Raw genomic sequence first — 22,537 nt, 5'->3', positions numbered from 1 at the left:
ATAATCATCTCTGCAATGCCCGTTCCAATGAAGTATAATCCTCATCTATCGCTATAAAAATCTGTAATTTTTTTGCTTTTCATATAATACTTATTTTTAATCACTATAGAATAAATATCCTTTACATTTCCTCATGATGCTTTTGTCTTGGAAAACTGACTTCCAACAATTTTACACATCTGTTCCAATTCAATAAAAATTACTTTTATATTAGAGAGCCTTGCTAAATATTTTAAAGTGCCCTTCAAACCATTATCTATATGTTGTGGTGCAACTACAGCCACCACTTCACATCTCTTATCATTCATACCTTGTTCCACGAATTGACGTATTATTTCCATCCCCTCTTTGGATGTGGGTAGTAGTGGTGCGTGTGCCATTTCTTCCAAATTTACTTCTTTACCCCTATTTTTTGTATTACTCTTAATAATGCCCTTCATTTCGTAGTGTTTTCCATACACCGTAATCTGTGAAGAAAAATCCCCATACTCTTTAACCCCATGCGGTTGAGGCCTGAATCCGGGAAGTATTCTATAGAATGCCTTAGGCAAACAGTTTTTATCTGTTCCTTCTATACATTTTTCGATTGCAGCATAAGAGCATGTACCAGTACACTTTTCCTTCATCGACAAGACATACTCACATAGTTCACCTGAATAATTATCTGGAATATTCTGAAATTCTTTCACATCTGTAAAAGGAATCTCAACCTGTATTCGCTCACATTGCTTGGCAAACATAATATTAAAAAGGTCATCCATAATGCAAATATTGTAATCGAAATCAACATCTTTAAATATTTTTGACAACTGTTTATTCAAATCCGTTAACAGTTTACTTTTGGCAACATACCAGTATCGTATCTCTGTTCTGTTGCTATGGTGCTCCGGGCAAATTATCTGTAATGGAGCTCCACATTTACAGAATAAATTACCTTTTTCATTGCTCTTCAAAATTTCTCCACATTCAGCACACACTGGCACCTCATATGCATCACATTGTGGACAAAAAACTCGAGGAATTTTTAAAAAATACTTATCACACTCAAGTACATTTCTAACACACTCATCAATTTGGAGGGATGATTTATCCTTGTCGTTTGTGGCACTTATCACTTGTGTAAGCAACCAGTTTAAACCTGGATAAAATATGGAATCTGTAGCGCGCCATTTTAATTCCTGTCCCACTTCCCTGAATATATCCTCTGCAGGTTTTCCCTTTAGATTTTGTATTTCTTCCATCACAATTTGAATTGCATTACCAGTCCATTGAAATAATTCTTCTGACGAAAGATGTTTATATATACCAATATTTCCACGGCTGGTATTATATTTTATTGTAGCAAGCGTATCCTCTGATACATGAGCAATATAGCTTCCCGATGTATCAATCCTTTCTGACTGAATATTTTCAATTTCCTGTTTTTGGCCATCTGTTATTCCACCTGCTTTCGAAATGGCAGTTTTCTCTCCATTCATCCCTTGCAGGACTACTCTAGTAATAGCCTCTGGATCAACACAACGGTCAATAGCTTTTTTCGGAAACTTCATTTGTTCAATATGATTATCTGTATAATTTGCAATGAAATTCACTACTGCTTTTGTCATCTTATCATGCTTACTAATACATGCTAAGTATGTTTCATTTAACCCTATCCAGAGACACCCACGATGTAATTCCCACACACAACTGTCATGCCCACCTTCATCAATAAAGGTATGTTCCTTACTATAAGTATACAGAATTTGAAACCGGTCTGTAAGTTTTCCAACAGAAAGCACCTTAAGTTTTCTGAACCCATTAATGTCAAGAGAATGCTCTTCCTCTCCTTCGAGTTCTTGTATTTTTACTGATTCTTCATCTGTAAGTGTATGGTCAAATGACCATAAAGAAAAAGTAACTCGATTTCCATATATATATTCATTAAAGAGTTTTTCAACAACATCATTTTCAATATCATTTAAAAGAAGCTTTTCAATAATAGTCTCTTTATCTGTTAAACTATTGATTTCCTCTTCTTCTATTTTCATTTCAAGCGCAGTGTTATATAATGCCTGCCATGGAAGAGTATTTAATTTTCTCGCTTTTTCTTCTCGTGTCACTGATCAACACCTCCTCTATTTCTAAAATATCAAGCTTTCAATTATTCTCTAAGTTCATTGATAAGCATAGCAGATTCTCAAAAAGGACGATTATACTCTTAAAAAAATTATTCAGTTTGTCCTTAATAATTATAATCTTTTTATAGCATTATATTATCATGAAAAGCCCAGAAAATCACCATGTTTCTGCTACTTTTAGATATATCCCCGCCAGGATTGGGGCCAGATCCATTCCCAACTGGAAATCTATTTTGAAGAATATCTGGAAAACAGAAGTCTATAAAATGCACCTTTTCCAAAGACTTAGTTTGCATGCAAAAAATTTCTTGTATAATGCAAGTAAGGACAGAACCTAAACAGATCGGCCCTGCCCTTAAATAACGGTTAACATATCTTCTGTCAGTTCTTTGTATTTACACAAAGCTTGAAACGGTCTCTCAGCTTCTAAGTTTCCAAAGCCTCAAATAATAATCTTAATGCCCCAATTCTTCCTGCATCATTTTTATTCTGGCACGCCTTTATTTCAACCTCACCTTCCAAAGGTGGACATAAGGCAAATACCTGGCCACGCAGGTCGTTTATAAACTGTCCTTGCTCCGATATGCCACCCCCAATCAGAACTGCTTGTGGGTCTATTATCAAAATCAAATTAACAGCCACCACTGCAACCCCTTCTAGCCATTCCTGGTATGCCCGCAGAATTCTATCATCATCTAAATGCTCAAACACATAGCGACCATCAATTTGCTGGTGTATCTCCTGCGAAACTTTCTGCACCAAGAGTGAAGTTCCACCTGCTTTTTTCCAACAATAACCCTGCCTGCTGATCAGCGACAGCCCCGCCTCTCCTGCCCTGTAATGTGAACCCCTGCGCAGTGCTCCATTCAGTATTATGGCTCCACCGATGTCAGTCCCAATCGTCAGCAAACAATAGTCCTGATACTGTCTGCCCAAGCCCGCAATCTGTTCTCCGATGGCCGCACAGTTACTGTCATTTTCGATTACAACCGGAAGGGTATACTTCTTTTTTATCTCTGAAGGAATGTTATACGATGTAAAATTTTCACTGATACTAAAGTCTTTATTACAGCCGGATCTGGTATTAATAAAGCCAGCTGAACTAATTGCAACTCCATTAATCCTGTGCTCCTGCTTCATCTGTCCTACGAGTTCCAGTACACTGCTTAAGAAGGACTCCGGTATTGTTGGTGTAGGAAAAGACCCACTTGTGTAAGCCCTGTAAGTATCATCATAAATTGTATACTTAATATATGTTCCTCCCAAATCAATCGCCAAATATTTATTCATCAAATCTCCTTAACGCAGACATGTTTTTAACACTTCCTTCAAAGCCACTTCATCTCCCTTTGCTGCATTCAACTCCAGACTCCAATCCAATACCCTATATTTTGCGCATCTCTCATCTTCATTAATAAACTCCAGCATATCCTCCAACATCTCCTGACTCCACACGGAACTGTCAACCTGTGCTGTTGTATATTTACCTTCTCTGATTGCATCAAACCCAAAAATATCCTTGGCATGTGTCTTTTCCGCTTCATTGATTACTTCTGCTACCAGATGACTCGGGATGAATAATACGCCGCTACTGGTTCCCATTACAATGTCTCCCGGCAAGCATACTCCCTTTCCGATTCTGCACGGTGTATTATATCCTGTCAAGAGGCATTCCCTGATTGGTGTCGGATCGGTTCCCCTGTAATAAACCTGACTGTCGTTTTTCTTCATTTGCTCGGTATCACGAATCCCGCCCCATATGACTGCCCCACCGGTCTTGGTATGCGCAGCAATGGCTGTAGTCAGATTCCCACCAATGAAAGTGCCGTTATAGACTTTATCAAACATGTCGACTACTACCACATCGCCTTCCACCAAATTATCAATAACCCACTGGTTTCCCATTCCTTCCCACTTATTATCTTCTCCAACTTCCTCCACTACTTCTGCCAAATCCGGTCTGGTAGGGACAAAGGTACACGTAACTGCCCGTCCTACCAGCTTGGTATCTGGATGTAAAATCTTGAAATCACCTTCAAATTGAAACTGATATCCCTTCACGTACAGGGGCAGCCAAAGCTCTTCCAGTGTCATTGTACGCAGCTTCTCTAGATGTTCGTCCTCTACCTTCGGACGTCCATCGGGAAGCCGCTCCCCCTTCCAGGCTCTGGTCAAATCGAGAATTTCCTCTTTGTTGTTTAATATCATGCTTTTCTCCTATTGCTTTCTATAATTGAATGACTCCTGGTGATGTCCCGTATATTTCTGGTGCCTCTTCCCATTGGGGCATACTAAGTGCCATGGGATCATATACGATTTCACCGGCGCGGATTGTCATCAGACATTCTAACCGCTTATCGCCCTTTAGTCTTGCTTTCCCGCTATCCGCATAGCCGTAATTCCCATGTTCCATCCTAAGAACTGTTACATCGGCCGGACTGCCAATGGATAGAGTCCCCAGTTCCTCATGCCGGAGAAGTTCCGCCGGTCTTTTGGTCACACGATAAATAATTTCTTCCAGAGGCATTCCAATACATAGATACTTGGACATGATATGAAGTAAATTAATCACCGGTCCCGCCACATTATCAAGATACAGATCTGTGGAGATGGTATCCGGATAAAATCCCTGTTCATAAGCCGGAACTGCATTTCTAAACCAGAAGCTGCCGGCTCCATGTCCCAAATCAAAAATGATTCCCCGCTCGCGCGCCTCAAACATAAAGCGATTGACCTTTCCTCTATCATTCAATATCGGAAACTGTTGAGCGTATACATGCGTATGAATATCACCCGGACGCATCTTTCCACCAATCAATTCCTCATATGTCCGTTCCGGTAAATTTGGCTGAAAATCAAACATAGCCATTTTATTACAACGCACCCCTGCCTCCAATGTCTGATCCACCGATTCCCAGGCCGGATGCTTGTCATCAAATGGCTTCCCAACCCAATAATGAGCCGTCTTAATTCCAACCACCACAGAATCAAATTCTCGGGCCATAGCTGCCGCTGTCTGTGGAGTAAATTGGCGGATATCCTGCTCAGACTCCAGATTCACCATACCTCCACTTGCAATATTTATAAAGGCCAGAATCCGCAGTCTGGATTGATCAATAATTTCTTCTTTGAATCTAATAAAATCTCTGACTCCACAGGTTCCTGCATCCACGGCAGTCGTCACCCCACTCTGAAACATATGGGCTTCCGGGTGAATCGTCGGAAGACCGTCAGGTTCCACCGGAAATCTCGGGTAAATGTGGCAATGCATATCAATCAGTCCAGGAACAACATAATTTCCTGCCACATCAATTACCTTGGTGTACTCATCTCCTGAAAGATTCTTTTCAATTTTTGCAATCGTTCCATCTTCAATTAAAATATCTTTTTGTTCTTTCAATTTCTGAGAAGGATCAATTACAGTTCCATTTTTCAAAATTATTTTCATCCATTCTCCTCTTTTAACACTAGAATTCCCCATGACTACGATGACTTCCATTTATTCCCTGATGGACACGATTACTTCTATCTCAACTGGGATGTTTCCATTGGGTAAATTTCTGGTTCCCATAACAGTTCTGGCATGATAACCTCTTTCTTCCAGTACCTCAACGATGGTATCAGAAAATCCATCAAAAACCTGATTCACATCAGAAAAATCTTTTCCACAGTTCACCAGCCCAAAGGCTTTGACAATCTGTCCCACACGATCCAGTGAACCCAATGTATCCTTTAGCGCTCCTAAAATAATAATGGCACATTCCCGCGCAGCTTTATACCCTTCTTCTATCGTAAGCTCTTCACCGATCCGTCCCTGAAAAATTGGCTTGCCACTGGCCTGGTCCTCCGGTCCATGGCCGGATACATATAAAAGGCTTCCCACCTGGCGCATAAGGACAATCCCTTTTTTTGTTTTATATCTGGGGATAATTTCCACCCCTTGATCTATTATCTGATTAATGCTGTCCAACGTTCACACCTCCTTAACTTTATTTTCTGATTTTGACAATCGCTTCAACCACTATCGGTACCTGTTCCGGCAAAGCATATGCCCCCATGGCGGATCTTGCATGCTGACCGCGTTTCCCAAATACCTCAACCATCAAGTCCGAGAATCCATTCATTACCGCCGGCTGGCTTGAAAAATCGCCGGCACTATTCACCAACCCTAGGGCTTTGACGAAATAATCCACGCGATCCAGCTCCCCAATATATTCCTTAATAGTCGCCAGCATATTCAGCCCACAAAGACGGGCTGCCTGATAGGCAGAATCTATGTCCACCGTATCACCAACCTTCCCCTGAAAAACTGGTACTCCTTCCTCATTAACCGGAAGATGGGCGGACAAATATAACATATCCTCATGCAGTACAGCATCCACCGCACCGCTTCCCTTTCGGTTACGTACCGGCAGCTTAATGCCTAATTCTTCCACTCTTTTTCCTGTTTCACTCATCTCTACTTTACCTCCATATATTTTTTAACATTAGCCCTTCACGGCTCCGCTCGCCAGGCCTTCTACAAATTGCTTCTGAAAAATCATAAACACAGCAACAATCGGGATGGTAATCAACATCGCGGCTGCCATAGTCTGCCCCCAATCCACCTTGAAAAATGAAGAGAATTCATTTAACATGATGGGCACCGTTGCACTGTTGGGGCTTCTGGTCAACACATTTGCTAATGCGAATTCATTCCAGGAGGAAATGAATGCATAGATTCCGGTTGCCGCAAGTGCCGGTTTCAACAACGGGATAATGATTAACCGGATTACCTTAAAGGTAGAACAGCCATCTACAATTGCAGCTTCTTCTATTTCTTTGGGAATCCCTTTAAAATATCCCTTTGCCATCCAGGTTACTAGCGGTAAGCTAATCGCCAGATGAGCAATCGCCAGCCCAATCTTCGTATCCACCAGCCCGACTGCATTTTCCATATAGAACATAGGTATCATCAATACCGTCAACGGCAGCATCTGACTGATTAACATAAACAGAGAAAAAAACTTGCTTCCCCGAAACTTGAATCTGGCAAAAGCATAACCCGCACTCCCCCCAGAACCAGGGCCATGAACGTACTCATCAGTCCAACTAAAAAACTGTTTTTAAATGCGTTGGGAATTCCGCTGTCAAACAGTACATCCTGATAATTTTGAAAGGTCACATTGTTTGGAATCCATCGGGGAACCCTGGCGAATATCTCATTCGCTGGTTTAACAGATGTAGAAAACACCCAGCCGATTGGTATTAATGTAAATACAACAACAGCAATAAGCAGCATGTAAACAACTATATTCAGAAATATATTTTTTCTTTTTGAAGCACTCATCCCATTACTCATCCTCCTTGCTCACAGACTTGACATAAAGCACAGCAAAAATCATTGTCACCAGTAATTGCATAACCGCACTCGCCGATGCTGCATTGAGATTCAAGACCTTGAATTGATTATAAACCAATAAAGACAATGTCGTCGTCTGCTGCCCGCCGGAAGTCATGATCCAAATCAGAGAAAATTCATTAATCGCCCATACCAATAGCATCAAGATACAAATAAAACTAATATCCTTTAGCAATGGAATTGTAATTTTGCTGGTCTTTTGCCACCACCCGGCTCCATCCAGCTCAGCACTTTCATATAAATCAGCGGGTAATTGCTGCAGCCCGGCTGTTACCATCAACATGACATAAGGAGCACAGGCCCACACCTGCACAATGATAATTGACAGCATGGCGAACTTCGGGCTGGTCAGCCACGGAATTGGCTTACTGATAATTCCTATTTGCTGCAAAATATGATTTGCCATCCCCCCGCCGGTTGTTAACAGCCACTTCCAGGCCGTTGCCTTCACTACACCAGGTATAATCCATGCAATAAAAATTGCGCTTCGCCAAACCCCTTTGCACTTAATTCCCTTGCGATGAATCAACATGGCATACAAGGTTCCCAGCAAAAAAGAGAAGATCACTGTTGCCAATGTCCATTTTATCGTATTCAATACTGTCTGCGTAAATTGCGGATTGACAAAGAGTCTTGTGTAATTCTGCAAACCGACAAATTTGCCGGCCTGCGAATTATAAGTAAAACTCATCCTGAAAATGTAAAACAACGGGTATACAATCAATATTGCTGTTGCGAGCAGCCCTGGTAACACAAAGGGGATTGCTTTTCTTTCATCCTTTGTCAACACTTTCTTCTTCATTTTTTTCCTTTCTTATTTGCTTAGTGAAATCCCAGTAATGTATTGATATCATTTGTCATTCCCTCACATGCCTCATCCACTGTCATCTTACCAGAAACTGCATTTTGCATGTATTCATAGATAATCGGTTCCATCTCTGCCCAATTATCATAGACCGGCTCTGGCCTGGAATTATTAAGCTGTTCGATAAAAGGAGTCATTTCTTCGCTTGCAAACTGATCCATCTCCATTGCGGTCTTGCTGGCTGGAAAACTGTCCGTTAACCTGGCCTGATTCTCCGGCTGTGTAATATAGGCCAGAAACTTAGCTGCCGCATCCTTATTATCCGCTTTCTTTGCCATTGCCACACTCCATCCATTGGCTGTAGTGCATCCCATCCCTCCATTACCGGGAATTACTGCCGTCTTAAAATTCAAATCCGGATAATCTTCTTTCAGAGTTTCGATGTCAAAGGGACCGGTAAAATTAAATGCCAATTGACCAGACCCAAACATTTCACGCATCTTCGTGTTGTCAATCTCTGCACTGCTTGGAGATGCATAGCCCTCCTCAATAGAACTCACAATATTCGTCAGTGCTCTCTTACTTGCATCACTGTTTAACATACATTCGGTCTCATCTTCATTTAATACATCACCATCATAGGTATAGAGCTGCTGTATCAATCTGGTTACTGCATTGGCCTGATTACCGAGCGGCCAAGCAAATCCGTATACCTCCCCACTCGTCAGTTCTTTTGCCATCTTGGCCATCGTATCCCAATTGGTTGGAAATTCGTCATAACCAGCTTTGCTTAACAAATCTACATTGTAATAAATCCCAGATCCATCATATCGAAATGGTACTCCATAAATTTCATTATCTATCGTGGTAATATCTAATGCCGGTGTCAGAATATCCGAAAAATCTATGCCCGTTTCCTCATAACGATCTAATGGTTCCAGCAGGTCTTTCTTTGCAAAGGGTGCAACATCCGTTAATAGAATTGTAAATAGCTGCGGTGCTCCATTGGCACTGATAGCGGTACTAATCTTACTTTTGTAAGTATCCCAATCGGTAATTACCAGCTCTACCTTAATATTCTTGTGTTCCTTTTCAAATTCTTCTACCATCTCCCGGCTCTCTACTTCATCCCAGTTGGGCGTCCACCACTCAATGGTAGCAACTCCATCATTGCCTGTTTCCGAAGTATTACCTTTTCCACAACCAGCTAATAATCCAGCAGCCATTCCTAAAACCGTCACAACAGCCAAGCTCTTTTTCATGATACTAAGCTTTCTTTTCATACGCTTCTCCTTTTTTAATGTACTCTGTAATCAATAATTTCATAGTCATCAGACATCTGGGCACATGGTAAGGCCCTTTAAGCTCAAACCCTTTCTCATCAGATAAAATGCTCCCATCTCTTTTTAGCAAACCAAACCACTCCCCGTACTCCTTATCACGAAAGTATTGCTCTACATAGTCATACTGCTTTAAGAAATAAGAAAAATGCCTTTCATTTTCGTTATAGAGCGCACTCATCAATAACGCATTCAGGCTTTCTGCCTGCACCCACCACACCTTATCATTCCAGGCAACCGGTCTGCCTGCATATGAGTTCTCCAGAAACTCCTTGTCTTTAACTGCTCCGTCAATATCGACGTGTTGATAAAACCCTCCAAATTCCTCATCATATGCGCGATCAATTACCCAATCAAGCACCATCTGTGCCCTTTCAATATAGCTTTTATTATCACATTCTTTACCAGCTTCCATGGAAAACCATAATGCCTCCATCGTATGTCCTGGATCAATTATCCTCCCTTCCTTTTCTAGTTTGGGTTTTCCATCTGTTCCAATATTTTCGAATGGTGCCTGGTATGTATCACTGGCAAATTCGTATAAGGTCTTTTCTACACACTGCGTTAGAATATCCCTATAGCGATTGCCGAAAGCAGTCCTGCTTTTCAATGCCACCAAGGTCTGCATAAAACATATAGCATGCTTTTGAAATCCCTCTCTTATGCCCTCCCGTAACAGAATTTGCGGGTTCTGCATATTGCTGAAGAGGATGTCACTTAGACTTTCTATATGTTTTAACCCTTCTGCCCTCTGTTCCCCTTCCATACACTGTAAATATTCATGAAGTCCCTCCACAGCAAAAACGTCTGTAAAAATGGAAGTGGTTCCTTTCTTCACGCTTCCCTGCCTGCTCAACTGATAATTATACCGTCCTTTGCCGGCACAAAAGCTGCCCTTCATATATTCACGTCCGGCTTTTACAATCTCCAGCCACAATGGTTTCTGCTCCACCTGATGGTAAAGAGATGCAAAGGTGCTCATAGTACGACCTACGAACCAGCCGTATTTATCCGTATCCGTAAGCTCTCCGTAACGATTATATCCTTGTAAGAAACCACCGTAATTCCTGTCGCATATCCTCTCTTCCCAAAATGCTACATTGTCCGTCAACAGTTCTGCTTCAATTTCCATAAGAATCCTTTTTAACGTTGATTTATTTTTTTCGTAAAAATCCGTCATATACCTTCCTCCACTTTTATGCAAACGTTTTCATTTTAACTTAAAAATTATATATGCTTTCAACCAATGCCTGGGCTACCACATGAGCCTCTTTATCTGTCAGATTAAGGGGGCTTATATATAAGGCATTTAATCCCGGTTCAATCCCGATATAAATATTCTTTTGATACATACTTTTCTTCATATCTTCTGCCTTTGTATCCTCATTCAGATAGATAAATAGCCGGGGATACTCCTGCCCCACCGGTCCCTGGTGAACCATTTCCATCTTCTTTACCTTATCAGAATCTTTGAGCTGCCCCTCTATCACCTGATTTCTCTTAAGCATATCCTTATAATTTTGTTCATGGTCTGTCTCCAGATATCTGGTCAAAGCCACATAAAGTCCCAACATACTTTCTCTTGAAGTCTTTAAAAACCGGCAGAGTCCATGATGGGGCGGCCCAAAACGGAAACAATCCTCAATGAAGTTTCGCTTTCCCAATATCAATCCGCTATCCTGTGGTCCACACAGCGTCTTTCCGCCACTGAAGATTACCAAATCAGCACCTTTTTGCGTATACTTCCAAAGGTTCGTCACAGGTGGCAGCTGTGCTGCTGCATCCACCACTACCGGCACTCCGTATTTATGGGCAATTCTGATTGTCTCATCCAACGAAAGCGATCCTCGTTCATATAGACTGGATGCAAAATAGAAGACTGCCGCTGTTTGATCATTGATACTGCCTTCCAGCTCATAATCCAAAGTCTCATCAGCGTCACCTATTTCAATGATAGCAGCACCACTGGCTTTAATGGCTGTATCATAGGCATTTCTTTGCGCCCTCATAATAATGATTTCATTCTTGATACCAGCCGTAGCTGGTAATCGTGAATACTCATATTGCTTTCCCTTGACCATGCAGACACAAGCACTTAAGAGCAAGGCACCAGCAGCCCCATTGGTAATATAAGCCCCTTCATTATTGGTCTTTTGGGCAATCACCTGCCCCAGCTTCCTCTGCAGCATTTCCAGATCTACGAAATGCTTCGCTCCTTCGCGCATAGCCTCAAGCACTTCCGCTGATGCCCGGCTGCCGCCATATATCGTATATGTATCATGGGCATTTATAAAAGGGGAAATCCCCAACTCTTCAAATAAACTCATATTCTCCTCCTAATGTGCCTTAATGCTTGCCCCACCATCTACCATAATTGTCTGGCCTGTAATATAAGCTGACATATCACTGGCAAGGAACAGAGCCGCGTTAGCAATGTCATCCATTGTTCCAGGTGATAGCGGCTGCATATGCCTCAGCATTTCCACAAATTCTTTTCGCTCTTGCGGATCTTGATAGGTACTTATTTCATCCAGCATATTGTCGCTCATAATCAGTCCTGGTGCAATGTTATTCACCCGTATCCCCTGATCCGCATAGTCAAGTGCCATGGCTCTGGCAGTTGCATTAACGGCTCCTTTGGTACCGGCATAGACCCCAAAACCCGGCATCGTCTGACATCCATGAATAGACGAAATATTAATGATATTTCCCTTCTGTACCGCTAACATGTGAGGCAGAAAGGCCTTTGCACAAACCACCCCGCTATAATAATTGGTCAAAAATAATCTGTCGATGACCGCTTCTTCGCATTCATGCATATTGCCATGGACATTCACTCCCACAGTATTTACCAATATATCAATGCCGCCAAAATCCCCCAATACCTTCTGAACAGTTCCTTTCACTTCTTCAATCTTCCCCAGATCCACCACATAACCACGTGAATCCGGTGCAATACCACTAAGCTCTTCAAGCGTGTCCTTCACCATACCAGCCTGCCTGCCGCCAAAGGCGATGGTCGCTCCCTGCTTTGCGAATAATACCGCAATGGCCTTACCGATTCCCCGTGCTGCAGTGGAGATAAAAACCTTCTTTCCTGAAAGCAGATTTGAATAATCCATACACTCACCTATCCCTCCATAAACATAACTGTTTCTTTCTCAAAAATCTCTGTCTCATATGTCTTTCTGATTAACGCTTGAGGCTCTTTACTATTTAATCGCTCACAGATCAGCTTAATGCTGTCCATCCCAATCTGATAAAGCGGCTGACCTACCGATGAAATATCTGGTCCTTTATAAGAGTCCGGTAAAATCGTCTGATTATCAAAACCCATGATGGATACATCTTCCGGAATCCTGACTCCCTGTTCCAGCGCTGCACGCACCGCATAGCTAGCAATCGCATCATCTGAGCAAAACACCGCCGTCGGAGGCTCCGCCAATCCTAACAGCACTTTCATACAATCATAACCGCTCTTATAGTCTGTCGAAGTACATTGAATATATTGGCTGCGAACTGCCAATTTATTTTTATTCATAGTATCTATGTATCCATTCAAACGCTCCTGCGTCACCTTCTTATTTGGATTGCCACAGATATGGGCGATTCTTTTATGGCCTTTGGAAAGTAAATATTCAACTGCCTTTCCGGCACCGCCATAGTTGTCAATCAATAGCTTGTTACACTCCAATTCTTCCATATCATTTTCAATCATCAGATATTCTATATGCTTTGTTTCTTTTAGATACTCAATCACTCTTGTGTCGTTCAAATAGGAACCGTATAAGATTACCGCATCGACAAATCCATTCGTCAATAACCGGATATACATCTCTTTACTCTTCACATCTCCCCCCTGAACACTGCAAAACATCACCGCATAATTCGTATTCTGTGCACCGATCTCAAAACCTCTGATCAGGTCATGGAAAAACGGATCATGCAGATTGTTTACAATGATACCAATACATCCAGTCTCCTTCTTCACAAGCGATCTGGCGGCATGATTCGGTGTATAACCCAATGTGTCAATCGTCTCCAGAATTCGCTCCTTTACTTCCGGCTTCACTTTATTTATTCCATTAACGACACGCGAAACCGTAGCTGGCGATACATTCGCCTCCTTCGCCACATCGACAATACTGACACCTTTATTTACTCTCATTTATAGTTCTCCTTGCGTCATCTACTTCTTTGCAAACGTTTTCATAAACACATTCTAGTACAGTATTTTTTAAATTTCAACCTATTTTTTTAAATCATATTCATTTTGTTAAATTTCGCAGTCTTTCAAATATTATTTTGTTGTTTTTAACAATAAATCAAATAGCTCTTTCGTATAAAAAGTGAAGTTCCAGCCCAAGAAAATATCTTCCTTCTCTAATTTTACAGTTTTGAGTATAAATCAACATCAGGAATGTTTAAAGAAGAGAAAACACAAGATGTTATTTGTAAAACATAATACGTATAATTTCCATATCCTGATTTGATTTACTAATCTATTGAATATCAACCACCTGCATATTAACATTCATACCGTCTTCTTTATAGACAATACCCTTTGTTCCATTTTCTGTTTCACAGATAGATGTGATTAATTTTCCTGCATCAACCTTAAATGTTTCTTCTTTACTATCTTTATCTATGGGAATGCCTTTCAGCTTTCCTGATTTAAGAATATAGCATTTGTCTTTTCCAGCGCCAGCTAATTTAATATTTCCTTTCTTGGATTCATACAGAAGTTGGGGATTTTTACCGTTTATTTTAAAGCTAATGATACGATTGCCACTTCGGGCCACTATGATTTTTTCGTTTTCATAAAAAAAGAATTCATTATATTTATCTGGAAAGCTTATGGGCGTTTGTCCTTTTTTTAGTTCCACATGGCTTAAGTCATTGTTTTCTGTCAGATAAAAGCATTCGTTTCCATAGATGGCAAATTTCTCAACTGGATCTTTTACTATAATTTCAGGTTCTGTATCCTCATCTTTCCTTAATCTCATCAGATTGCTGTTATGGTTTAGATCAATAAAGTAGACATAATTTTTGTACTGGAAAATCTCGCCTGCATTCCCGGTATAAAAGGGAGTCTCTTTTCCATCACCCAGGGTCATTTTATAAATCCCACGATCCGAATCTTTGCGATAATAGGCAACATCATCCTGCACATTGACATATGAACATAAGCTGTTTGAAAAGGTCTGCGTATCTCCTTTATTTGTCATTTGCATGCCCTTACAATCTGCAGTTGGCTGAATCAATACTCTATCTTTTCCAGAATAAAAATTTCCTCCCCCAATCAAAGTATTGATACTTGCAAGAGTTATCTGACTTTTATCTTTGTCCTTGCCCTCCTTATCAGATAAGCTTAGTATACCAAAGGCAGCAAAAAAGATAACAAGACCAATCACCACTCTTTTCGGCCATTTTCTCTTTTCTAGGTCTTGAATAAAAGTATGATTTTCCTCATCTGTGTCACTCTCATTAACGTCATTTTCATTTAAGTCATATTCTTTAACATTAAACTCGTGAGAGTTAATTTCATCCCTCTTCTTTTTCATGCTTATAATCCACCTTTCTGCGAAAGGCACCAATGGGGTTATGAAACCCTTCAACTCCCATCTTCCTTTCGTTCTTTTTTGTGCTATTCTCCTCTTGTAGGCCGCTGGCACACTACAGAACCTGAGGAGGTGAGTGGCGGGGCTGTATAGCGGCAACCCCGTATGCTTATATAGGTCGGTCATCCGTTAAGGCATCAATGAATGGCGCAAAACAATAGCCCGTAAACTTATCTCTTCCGAAGTTGACTCGATTTCGCCGGATGACCAGTCCCTGCCAGCTCTATAATTCTTTTTGTTGGAGGTACTCTATGTTTAAAATCTTTCGTAAAACTGCTGTGGACTTGATGTTCACAAAACCCGGATCTATGCCTACATCGGAATTACCGATACAAATGGACTTACTGAGTACAAACAGGCTCGCTTTTCTTCCTTTTCTAAAGGTCTAAAAAAATTAGCTGAATGGCTTGCTAAATACTCCTGTACTGAAGTTTGTATGGAATCTTCTGGCAAGTATTGGATTCCTGTATTCAACATCCTTGAGAAAACCTGTTTTGTTACCCTTGCACATCCTAAATATACAAAGCCTCAAAAAGGAAACAAAACCGATGTAAAGGATGCCAAATGGATCTGTGATCTTTTTATGTGCGATATGATCAAACCAAGTTTCATTCCTTCCCCTGAAATCCGTCAGCTGTGTGACCTGATACGTTACCTCTTTAAGTTGACAAATATGCTGACCGGCGAAAAGAATCGTGCCCAGAACTGTCTTACTATCTCAAACCTGAAGCTTGATGATGTTTTCAGCGATGTATTTGGTAATTCTTCCAGATCTATCACCAACTACATGCTCGACCATCCGTGTGAACGCTTTGACGTTGCTCCTTTTGTCGATGGACGCTGCAAAACTCCAGTTGAAGAAATACAGGCAGCTGGTTGTTATTTGAAACCTCTTCTTGTTCAGATTGCCAATGCATTACTGAAATCCAAAAAGCATCCTGATTTAAAAGAGAGGTATCATAGAATCAAAACCCGCAGAGGACATAAAAAAGCTATCATTGCTGTCTGTAAGATGCTCCTGACCGCTATCTGGAATGTCTTAAGTAAGCTAGAGTCTTATAATCCGGAAGGATTTTTAGAACATCGTCCCGTCAATGAAGCTAAGATTTTGACAAAGTCACAGGCTCTAGAACTTTTTAGAAAAAGAGGATACACAATTATTGATGATTCGGTTGTGAACTCCTGATTTCGATACACAATAATCTATCTGTCATCCCCAAAAATCGAATTTGTGAATGGCTTGTTTGCTATACTCTTTTATATCGGCTTCCCTCTACTTCTTTGTTTCAAACTTCTCCCTCCATTTGCAGACTCCAGGTGCTTACTTTACCTTAGGCGTATCCGGTACATTCTGTATTGGTATTTCACCAGACGATCCCGTTATCTGCCCAGCCTGGGAGCCCAGTATTGCTCCAATATTTTTCACACCTGTTAAAGAATTTCCGATTAATTCCGGTGTATGTATTGCATCAACCTGTGATGCTGACGGGGCAACATTGCTGTGAGTCACATGGTTTGCATGATTGCTGTGAGGTGTGGGGGGTGGCGTTGGCTGAATCTGTGGTGCCTCACTGCCTCCTGTAGAACCACTTCCGCCCGAAGAACCGGATCCACCAGTAGAACCAGACGTATGAGAAGTATGTGACTCATGCGATTGATGAGATGAATGAGATCCGCCTCCTCCACTCCCCGAAGAGTGGCTTGAATGAGACCGGTGGGAAGAATGAGATCTATGGTCGGCAAAAACCTGATCTGACATTAATACTCCCAGGACGATCATCATAGCTCCGATTGTCAATACTTTGCCTCTTGGTATATTTCCTTCCTCATCATACATGAAATTTGTAACCGATTCCCGGATATGTGGAAAATCAAAATCACTCATGTTATCTTTCCCTCTCCCTATTCTTCTTTTACTCTGACACAACGGCCATTCTCAAAAGATGCCGTGAAATTGTTGCCTTTTTCTTTTGCATAGTTACAATCACCGGTCGGGTGGTCATTTTCAAAATTTCCGGACAGGTTCGGATATTCTTTATTTTCATAAAAATAGGCTCCGCTTCCGTTCATATGATCCTGAATCCAGGAGCCCTTATAATAAGCCGTTGCTGTTCCGTTCTGCATCCAATGGTAAACCCCTGATCCGTCTTTCATTCCATTTTTAACCTGTCCTGAATAAGTGTCACCATTTGCATAAGTGATATCTGCATTACCGCTTCCATTGAAATCCCCGTTATAGGAAAATCCATTTGTAAGTTTATATGAGAGATGGCTGGCTGTTCCGTCTGATACTATTATAGTTAATTCAGCAATTTCTGAGTCTTGGGGTGGCTGATAAATCAGCTGTCCCTCATTTACCTTGCCATTGGCAAATGTCCCAACATATGCAGTGCCGTTGGCGAGTGTATAAGTTCCCTCAGACATGGCATCATCTGACCAACTGCCTTTATAGGAATCTCCATTTTCCCATGTAAATGTTCCATCCCCGCTTCGAACTGTTTTTTTATAACTACCCTGATAAGTTCCTATCCCTGGATAACTGCAGGAGCCATCACCATTCATCTTTGAATTCTTCCAGCTTCCTGCATATTTTACTCCGTCAAGGAACTGGAACTGTCCGTTTCCGGAAAACAAGCCTTTCTCTTCCTCTCCAAGATAGGTTCCGCTACTGAGTTCGACTTTATTAAATCCATTTTCTGTCACTTCAGACAATGCATACCTCGAAGGCGAGAAATAGCTGTCCAAAAGTCCTGTAAGAAAGAAAAGCAGCAAAATAAATCCGCTTACCTTCAAAACCTTTTTTGTAATTTCTTTAAAAACCATGTACATCACCCCTCAATCCAAGTTTCAAATATATTCATTGTCTGCCAATCACCTTCCTGAATTTTCTGAAAAATCAGGTTCAGGATGCCCTTATATACCTGGCATCGAAATCCCCCCGGCTGTTTCGGGAATATATTCTTTCCTTCCGCATAGTTCACAACAGGACAGACCCCACAATATGGCTGATACACACAGCCCTGACAGGATGGAAGACTCTCTACAACGGAGGATAAGGCAGTCGCCTTGCATACAGGATTCTCTAGCAGTTCCTGATAAGTATTCTCGTAAACATTACCCAGGCGAAATGCATGATCGCCTGTTTCTGAGATCATTCTTCCCTCATCACATGTATAGATATCACCATCGCAATAATAGCTCATTTGTCCCATGGAAGCACCACAAGGAGAACGTAATTCCATGTAATTGTAAGCAACTCCATTCATTATTTTCCTCAAAAAGTAAGTAGCCAAAATCTCCGGGAATACTGTACCACCCCTGTTGATTTCCAGTATTTTCTCAAAGGCTTTGCTGTAAAATAATAAGAATTCATCCGGTGCATAGCCAACTGTTTCCCAGTCTGCCTGAGCAAAACCCAGAGGCGTCAACGGCCTGAGAAAGATACCCGGCAAGCCCTTCTCATAATAGGCATTTATAATCTCTTCCGGATACCCAAGCGAATATCTTGTAGTTGTTTCTATTGCCCCCGAGCTGATTCCCCTTTCTTTCAGCTTCTTCAGTCCCTTATCCATATATTCATAGCTGCTGAGTCCGCCTTTTGCAACACGGTTATGATCATTAATAAATTGAGGACCGTCCATCGACGTACTCACAGAAACATGATGTTCGGCCAGATAGTCCAGCTTATCGTCTGTCAAAGCAATCAAATTTGAGACAAGGGTGTACTCCACATTCTTGGAGCCCTTGCGTTCCTCACAGTAATCGATCATGGCTTTTATTGTTTTAAAATTTAAAAGAGGTTCTCCTCCCTGAAATTCAAAAGTAAGTTCATTTACCGGGGACTGAAGTGCCATATCCACCGCACGGCGGCCTGTTTCAGGTGTCATAAACTTTGATAAGTCAGAAGTCTTATCCTTTGCCTGACAATAAATACAATTCATGTTACACACATTTGTCACCACAAAGATATGAAGAGCCGTTCCTGTAAACAGATAGCCTTTCATCCCCCTTATCGCATCAATATTCTCATCTGTAAAAACCTCCATGGGATTATCAAAGATAAAAAGACCGTCCTTCAGGCAATCATAACACGCATCCGTTTCCTCAATTTTGTTTGTTACCAGTTTCTTAAATTCAGGCTGTTCGAGGAATATGTGCTTGCCAAAGTCATTCGTAAGCAATACTTTATCCCCTCTTTTTTCAAAATTAAAATGATTTAACATCACCTGCTCCTCCCACTCGGTCGAAACTCTATTGGCGTTACACAGAAATGCATACTTTTCAGAGTGCTGACAAACATGCCACCGCAATATTCTTTTGCAGCGCATCGTTCACATGCATCGGTATAGCGGACCTTTTCAGGAGAAATACTCTTTTTACAGAGAAACCAATACCCTCTTTCCACGCAGCACAAAGGATAATTATATAAACCAACATCTATTCCATGCTGAATCAAATAGTCAATTGCATGTTTACTCTTTTGAAATGAGGCATGAGCATCTATGTAGACTTTTTCTTTGTTTCGAACGCAGTTTCCGCGAACTTCAAGACTTATAAAATTAACACAGAATACATTTAAAAAATCTTTACAAATGAGTTTTGCGACGTTTAAAAGATCATCACAGTTCATTTTTGTCACCACGATTCGAATCTCAACTGCAATTCTATATGTAAGCAGATTATGGATTCCCTTCATCGTCTGGTTAAAGCTTCCTTCTGATCTGGTAACTGCATCATGCACTCCGGGACAGGATCCATGGACGGGAACCGCCACCAGTAGATGCGGAGGACACTTTATCAGCATTTGCTCCAGGAAAGGCCTAGCTGAAAATGATCTGCCGTTTGTCAAAAGCAAAGCTTCCGCAGTCGGGATCCGCACTGCAAGCCTGTCCATTACTTCGAGAAACAATTCTTTTTTCATCGTCGGTTCTCCGCCAGTAACAACAAAATGAGGCAGATTTTGAGGAAGCATGTCTATAAAGTTCAACAATTCATCGCTGTTATTCGAATACTTTTGATGTCTCTCATAATTGGAAGAAGGGCACATCGTGCAGTTTGAGTTACAGTTGCCTCCCATGAAAATAGTTGCATCACCCTCAAATGCGTTAAACTGCCGATAGAATTCTCCATTTTCACTGATGTTTACGATGTCACCATCATTACATTCTGATATCCGATCATATGCCCTCGAATCTGGTTCGAATACAGTCTGGTCCGATCCGAATACAATCTTATGATCTCTGATTGTGATTACTTCTCCCGCTTGATCTGTTACAAAATTTCCACGATTAACAAACCCCTGCCGGTAACCTAAATGATAATTTCTTAAATAACATTCCATAATACCAGCCCCTCCATCAGCATAAATGTCAAAGTTCCTATTGCGATGAAGATTGCAAATGGAATCTTTCGTACAATGATAATCGTCGGCTTTCCCTGCTTTGAATTCTTCCAGCGCATAATCGAGTCCACCTCTTCTTTTGACAATCTTGCTCTCAAATCCTCTGTCATGCATGTAGGCATCCCCTGTACCCTTGAGGATTGAAAAGATATAACCGTAACTGCAGAGGGAATCATTCGCTCCCTTATCTCCTCAGTTGGAATTACTTTGTAGTTATAGCGCTCTGCAATCGTTCGCATCAGCATCACGATTAGTACAACCAACCATGGCTTCACTTCAAATATCATACCTGAAAATGCTATTACATGAGCAAAGTATAACATGACCAGTATACCCCAGATCACCATTGTCACTGCAGTTAGAGCAATGCCGGACAGTTTATCTCTCAGCAGCATCAAAGTTAAAATTATAAGAAAATCTATAGCAGTTAAGAAAAAATTTTTATCATAAAGATAGTCCCCCATCAGCAGACCCAGCAACAGATTAACAATTCTCATAAGCCCAACCATAAATAAATACGATACAATTATACTCTTGAAATTGACTTTTTGCAGTTTAATCTGAAATAAGGACCGGTCCTTGATTGCGCAGATAATCGAATCTATGATGACATACACAAATGCCACTGAGAACACTGCAATCAAAATCGCAAATCCCGGCACCGGTCCTATATGCCAAAATGAATAGAGTCTTGCAGGTATTCCCAGCCCTATCACAAACAACAGTTTACTATCTCCGGCTGCCCAGATATGATAGGCATAAAAAAGGAAGGAAATCAATGTGATTCCCAGCATGTTTGTAAAAAATAAGTTTATGTATACACGAGCAAAAACCCCATAATAAATGGCATTCAGGGGAACAAAGACGAAAAGTGAACGCAATATCAATTTATTCGATATTAGTGCGCTGTGACAGTCTGACCAGACAGCAGATACGATGGTATAGATCAGCACTGCCATCATAAAACTTTCTATCCAGATCATAACTTTAATCCCTGCTGCATAGTTTCTAATAAGTAGTTCCCAAACTCAAGTGCAATCAGGTCAGCTGACATTTGGTCTGATTCAAATTCACAAAAAGCTCTGTCTCTGCCGTATTCAACCTTTACCGTACAAAATTGTGAATAGGCCCGGATTGCAGGTTCAAATGCTTCACGAGGATAAAGTTCAAGATTAAATTCTATCTTCTTTGACTTACTATTCATGATCAAACCAGTCCTCCAGTATAAAATCTAACCTCTCATCGGGAAACCTATCTTCTTGTTTCTCCATAATTTCAGTCGGATCATCACTCATTACCATCGTAGATGCCATCGCCCTTGCCATTAAAATTTCTCTGAGAGAATGCGTTTCACTGTATACCTGATTTCGAACCGTCTGAGCCAGGAGTTCGTTCTCAAATTCTTCCGGAATTACCTCTGACAAATCCTGCCCGTCTTTTGATGTAATAGTTATAATGTAATCCTCAATCTTCTGCTCAAGATGGATATAGTAATCTTTAATGAACGCATAAGATGCCTTTAATAAGGCAGACTTAGGGTACATCTCCCTGTTTATCATTTTTATGTAACTCTTCACTAAATCCTCCCTCATGATATTTAACGAATCTTATATATCTTCCCTCATTATATTCCGATATATTCCAATACTCAACACTAATTAGTATATAATCCTGTATAAATTTTATTATTGCTGATTGCAATGGCATTCTATTAATTCTTTGTCACATCTTTTACCTGTTTGAGTATTACGGTGTAAAAGTGCATGATTTTCGGTAAAACGGTGCACCCCTATCCGATAAAACAGTGCAATACTTTCCGATAAGTCAGTGCAGTTGTCATATTTACCCC

23 protein-coding genes are annotated in these 22,537 nt (G+C 41.0%); 1 reads left to right on the top strand and 22 read right to left on the bottom strand.

Going from position 1 to position 22,537, the window contains the following annotated elements; translation table 11 throughout:
* Positions 1-131: 131 nt before the first annotated feature.
* The 15 genes from KNL20_RS03520 to KNL20_RS03450 all read right to left on the bottom strand — a co-directional run bounded on the left by KNL20_RS03520 (position 132) and on the right by KNL20_RS03450 (position 15,230).
* Positions 132-2,102 carry a hypothetical protein gene (locus tag KNL20_RS03520; RefSeq protein ID WP_230399262.1) on the bottom strand — a complete coding sequence of 657 codons (1,971 nt, stop codon included), beginning with the start codon at positions 2,100-2,102 and terminating at the stop codon, positions 132-134.
* Between the two features lie 444 nt (positions 2,103-2,546).
* Positions 2,547-3,410 (bottom strand): ROK family protein, encoded by an 864-nt coding sequence (locus KNL20_RS03515; RefSeq protein WP_230399261.1) that lies wholly within the window; start codon positions 3,408-3,410, stop codon positions 2,547-2,549.
* A gap of 9 nt (positions 3,411-3,419) precedes the next feature.
* Positions 3,420-4,328, bottom strand: a complete 909-nt coding sequence (locus KNL20_RS03510; protein WP_230399260.1) for an RraA family protein — start codon at positions 4,326-4,328, stop codon at positions 3,420-3,422.
* Positions 4,329-4,347: 19 nt separating this feature from the next.
* The gene (locus tag KNL20_RS03505) at positions 4,348-5,568 is read right to left on the bottom strand and encodes an amidohydrolase family protein (protein ID WP_230399259.1); all 1,221 of its coding nucleotides are present in this window, start codon (positions 5,566-5,568) and stop codon (positions 4,348-4,350) included.
* Positions 5,569-5,619: 51 nt separating this feature from the next.
* A complete protein-coding gene (locus KNL20_RS03500; RefSeq protein ID WP_230399258.1) occupies positions 5,620-6,090 on the bottom strand; it encodes a RidA family protein in 471 nt (156 codons plus the stop codon).
* A gap of 19 nt (positions 6,091-6,109) precedes the next feature.
* Complete coding sequence (locus tag KNL20_RS03495; RefSeq protein ID WP_230399257.1) at positions 6,110-6,577, bottom strand: RidA family protein; 468 nt, start codon at positions 6,575-6,577, stop codon at positions 6,110-6,112.
* Between the two features lie 30 nt (positions 6,578-6,607).
* Positions 6,608-7,111, bottom strand: coding sequence for a carbohydrate ABC transporter permease (locus KNL20_RS03490; protein WP_230399256.1), 504 nt, complete (start codon positions 7,109-7,111; stop codon positions 6,608-6,610).
* Entirely contained in the window at positions 7,105-7,449 is a 345-nt protein-coding gene (locus KNL20_RS03485; RefSeq protein WP_230399255.1) for an ABC transporter permease family protein, read from the bottom strand. The genes KNL20_RS03490 and KNL20_RS03485 overlap by 7 nt, the downstream gene beginning before the upstream one ends.
* 4 nt (positions 7,450-7,453) lie before the next feature.
* Positions 7,454-8,323: a carbohydrate ABC transporter permease gene (locus KNL20_RS03480; RefSeq protein WP_230399254.1), complete on the bottom strand. Its 870-nt coding sequence runs from the start codon at positions 8,321-8,323 to the stop codon at positions 7,454-7,456.
* A gap of 20 nt (positions 8,324-8,343) precedes the next feature.
* Positions 8,344-9,609: an ABC transporter substrate-binding protein gene (locus KNL20_RS03475; protein WP_230399253.1), complete on the bottom strand. Its 1,266-nt coding sequence runs from the start codon at positions 9,607-9,609 to the stop codon at positions 8,344-8,346.
* On the bottom strand, positions 9,593-10,846 hold the full coding sequence (locus tag KNL20_RS03470; RefSeq protein WP_230399252.1) for an AGE family epimerase/isomerase: 1,254 nt from the start codon (positions 10,844-10,846) through the stop codon (positions 9,593-9,595). Before KNL20_RS03470 ends, KNL20_RS03475 begins: the two co-directional genes overlap by 17 nt.
* A gap of 40 nt (positions 10,847-10,886) precedes the next feature.
* Positions 10,887-11,993, bottom strand: coding sequence for an aminotransferase class V-fold PLP-dependent enzyme (locus KNL20_RS03465; protein ID WP_230399251.1), 1,107 nt, complete (start codon positions 11,991-11,993; stop codon positions 10,887-10,889).
* A gap of 9 nt (positions 11,994-12,002) precedes the next feature.
* Positions 12,003-12,788, bottom strand: a complete 786-nt coding sequence (locus KNL20_RS03460; RefSeq protein WP_230399250.1) for an SDR family NAD(P)-dependent oxidoreductase — start codon at positions 12,786-12,788, stop codon at positions 12,003-12,005.
* Between the two features lie 8 nt (positions 12,789-12,796).
* The gene (locus tag KNL20_RS03455) at positions 12,797-13,834 is read right to left on the bottom strand and encodes a LacI family DNA-binding transcriptional regulator (protein WP_230399249.1); all 1,038 of its coding nucleotides are present in this window, start codon (positions 13,832-13,834) and stop codon (positions 12,797-12,799) included.
* Between the two features lie 334 nt (positions 13,835-14,168).
* Positions 14,169-15,230: a DUF5050 domain-containing protein gene (locus KNL20_RS03450; protein WP_230399248.1), complete on the bottom strand. Its 1,062-nt coding sequence runs from the start codon at positions 15,228-15,230 to the stop codon at positions 14,169-14,171.
* A gap of 361 nt (positions 15,231-15,591) precedes the next feature.
* On the opposite strand from KNL20_RS03450, the gene KNL20_RS03445 reads away from it, so the two are divergent.
* Complete coding sequence (locus KNL20_RS03445) at positions 15,592-16,473, top strand: IS110 family transposase (RefSeq protein ID WP_230400028.1); 882 nt, start codon at positions 15,592-15,594, stop codon at positions 16,471-16,473.
* A 135-nt stretch (positions 16,474-16,608) separates the two neighbouring features.
* On the opposite strand, the gene hxsA3 is transcribed toward KNL20_RS03445, so the two are convergent.
* The 7 genes from hxsA3 to hxsD are packed head-to-tail and all read right to left on the bottom strand — an operon-like array spanning position 16,609 to position 22,265.
* The gene (gene hxsA3, locus KNL20_RS03440; protein ID WP_230399247.1) at positions 16,609-17,172 is read right to left on the bottom strand and encodes a His-Xaa-Ser repeat protein HxsA3; all 564 of its coding nucleotides are present in this window, start codon (positions 17,170-17,172) and stop codon (positions 16,609-16,611) included.
* A 17-nt stretch (positions 17,173-17,189) separates the two neighbouring features.
* The gene (locus KNL20_RS03435; RefSeq protein ID WP_230399246.1) at positions 17,190-18,110 is read right to left on the bottom strand and encodes an MORN repeat-containing protein; all 921 of its coding nucleotides are present in this window, start codon (positions 18,108-18,110) and stop codon (positions 17,190-17,192) included.
* A gap of 5 nt (positions 18,111-18,115) precedes the next feature.
* A complete protein-coding gene (gene hxsB, locus KNL20_RS03430; protein WP_230399245.1) occupies positions 18,116-19,510 on the bottom strand; it encodes a His-Xaa-Ser system radical SAM maturase HxsB in 1,395 nt (464 codons plus the stop codon).
* Positions 19,510-20,628, bottom strand: coding sequence for a His-Xaa-Ser system radical SAM maturase HxsC (gene hxsC, locus KNL20_RS03425; RefSeq protein WP_230399244.1), 1,119 nt, complete (start codon positions 20,626-20,628; stop codon positions 19,510-19,512). Before hxsC ends, hxsB begins: the two co-directional genes overlap by 1 nt.
* Positions 20,613-21,671 carry an A24 family peptidase gene (locus KNL20_RS03420; RefSeq protein WP_230399243.1) on the bottom strand — a complete coding sequence of 353 codons (1,059 nt, stop codon included), beginning with the start codon at positions 21,669-21,671 and terminating at the stop codon, positions 20,613-20,615. Before KNL20_RS03420 ends, hxsC begins: the two co-directional genes overlap by 16 nt.
* Positions 21,668-21,892 (bottom strand): HxsD-like protein, encoded by a 225-nt coding sequence (locus KNL20_RS03415; RefSeq protein WP_230399242.1) that lies wholly within the window; start codon positions 21,890-21,892, stop codon positions 21,668-21,670. Before KNL20_RS03415 ends, KNL20_RS03420 begins: the two co-directional genes overlap by 4 nt.
* Positions 21,885-22,265 carry a His-Xaa-Ser system protein HxsD gene (gene hxsD, locus KNL20_RS03410; protein WP_230399241.1) on the bottom strand — a complete coding sequence of 127 codons (381 nt, stop codon included), beginning with the start codon at positions 22,263-22,265 and terminating at the stop codon, positions 21,885-21,887. The genes KNL20_RS03415 and hxsD overlap by 8 nt, the downstream gene beginning before the upstream one ends.
* Between the last annotated feature and the right edge of the window lie 272 nt (positions 22,266-22,537).

This window comes from Novisyntrophococcus fermenticellae, from assembly GCF_018866245.1.
In the GTDB taxonomy this organism is placed as follows: Bacteria; Bacillota; Clostridia; order Lachnospirales; family Lachnospiraceae; genus Novisyntrophococcus; species Novisyntrophococcus fermenticellae.
This window is presented reverse-complemented; position numbering and strand designations above follow the sequence as displayed.

Coding starts and splice junctions, on each gene's coding strand:
- hxsB (WP_230399245.1), bottom strand. CDS start 19,510: ATGTTAAATCATTTTAATTTTGAAAAAAGAGGGGATAAAGTATTGCTT.
- hxsA3 (WP_230399247.1), bottom strand. CDS start 17,172: ATGAGTGATTTTGATTTTCCACATATCCGGGAATCGGTTACAAATTTC.
- KNL20_RS03470 (WP_230399252.1), bottom strand. CDS start 10,846: ATGACGGATTTTTACGAAAAAAATAAATCAACGTTAAAAAGGATTCTT.
- KNL20_RS03450 (WP_230399248.1), bottom strand. CDS start 15,230: ATGAAAAAGAAGAGGGATGAAATTAACTCTCACGAGTTTAATGTTAAA.
- KNL20_RS03455 (WP_230399249.1), bottom strand. CDS start 13,834: ATGAGAGTAAATAAAGGTGTCAGTATTGTCGATGTGGCGAAGGAGGCG.
- KNL20_RS03480 (WP_230399254.1), bottom strand. CDS start 8,323: ATGAAGAAGAAAGTGTTGACAAAGGATGAAAGAAAAGCAATCCCCTTT.
- KNL20_RS03435 (WP_230399246.1), bottom strand. CDS start 18,110: ATGGTTTTTAAAGAAATTACAAAAAAGGTTTTGAAGGTAAGCGGATTT.
- KNL20_RS03495 (WP_230399257.1), bottom strand. CDS start 6,577: ATGAGTGAAACAGGAAAAAGAGTGGAAGAATTAGGCATTAAGCTGCCG.
- KNL20_RS03510 (WP_230399260.1), bottom strand. CDS start 4,328: ATGATATTAAACAACAAAGAGGAAATTCTCGATTTGACCAGAGCCTGG.
- KNL20_RS03415 (WP_230399242.1), bottom strand. CDS start 21,892: ATGAATAGTAAGTCAAAGAAGATAGAATTTAATCTTGAACTTTATCCT.
- KNL20_RS03485 (WP_230399255.1), bottom strand. CDS start 7,449: ATGAGTGCTTCAAAAAGAAAAAATATATTTCTGAATATAGTTGTTTAC.
- KNL20_RS03490 (WP_230399256.1), bottom strand. CDS start 7,111: ATGTTAATCAGTCAGATGCTGCCGTTGACGGTATTGATGATACCTATG.
- KNL20_RS03465 (WP_230399251.1), bottom strand. CDS start 11,993: ATGAGTTTATTTGAAGAGTTGGGGATTTCCCCTTTTATAAATGCCCAT.
- KNL20_RS03475 (WP_230399253.1), bottom strand. CDS start 9,609: ATGAAAAGAAAGCTTAGTATCATGAAAAAGAGCTTGGCTGTTGTGACG.
- KNL20_RS03505 (WP_230399259.1), bottom strand. CDS start 5,568: ATGAAAATAATTTTGAAAAATGGAACTGTAATTGATCCTTCTCAGAAA.
- KNL20_RS03460 (WP_230399250.1), bottom strand. CDS start 12,788: ATGGATTATTCAAATCTGCTTTCAGGAAAGAAGGTTTTTATCTCCACT.
- hxsC (WP_230399244.1), bottom strand. CDS start 20,628: ATGGAATGTTATTTAAGAAATTATCATTTAGGTTACCGGCAGGGGTTT.
- KNL20_RS03420 (WP_230399243.1), bottom strand. CDS start 21,671: ATGATCTGGATAGAAAGTTTTATGATGGCAGTGCTGATCTATACCATC.
- KNL20_RS03515 (WP_230399261.1), bottom strand. CDS start 3,410: ATGAATAAATATTTGGCGATTGATTTGGGAGGAACATATATTAAGTAT.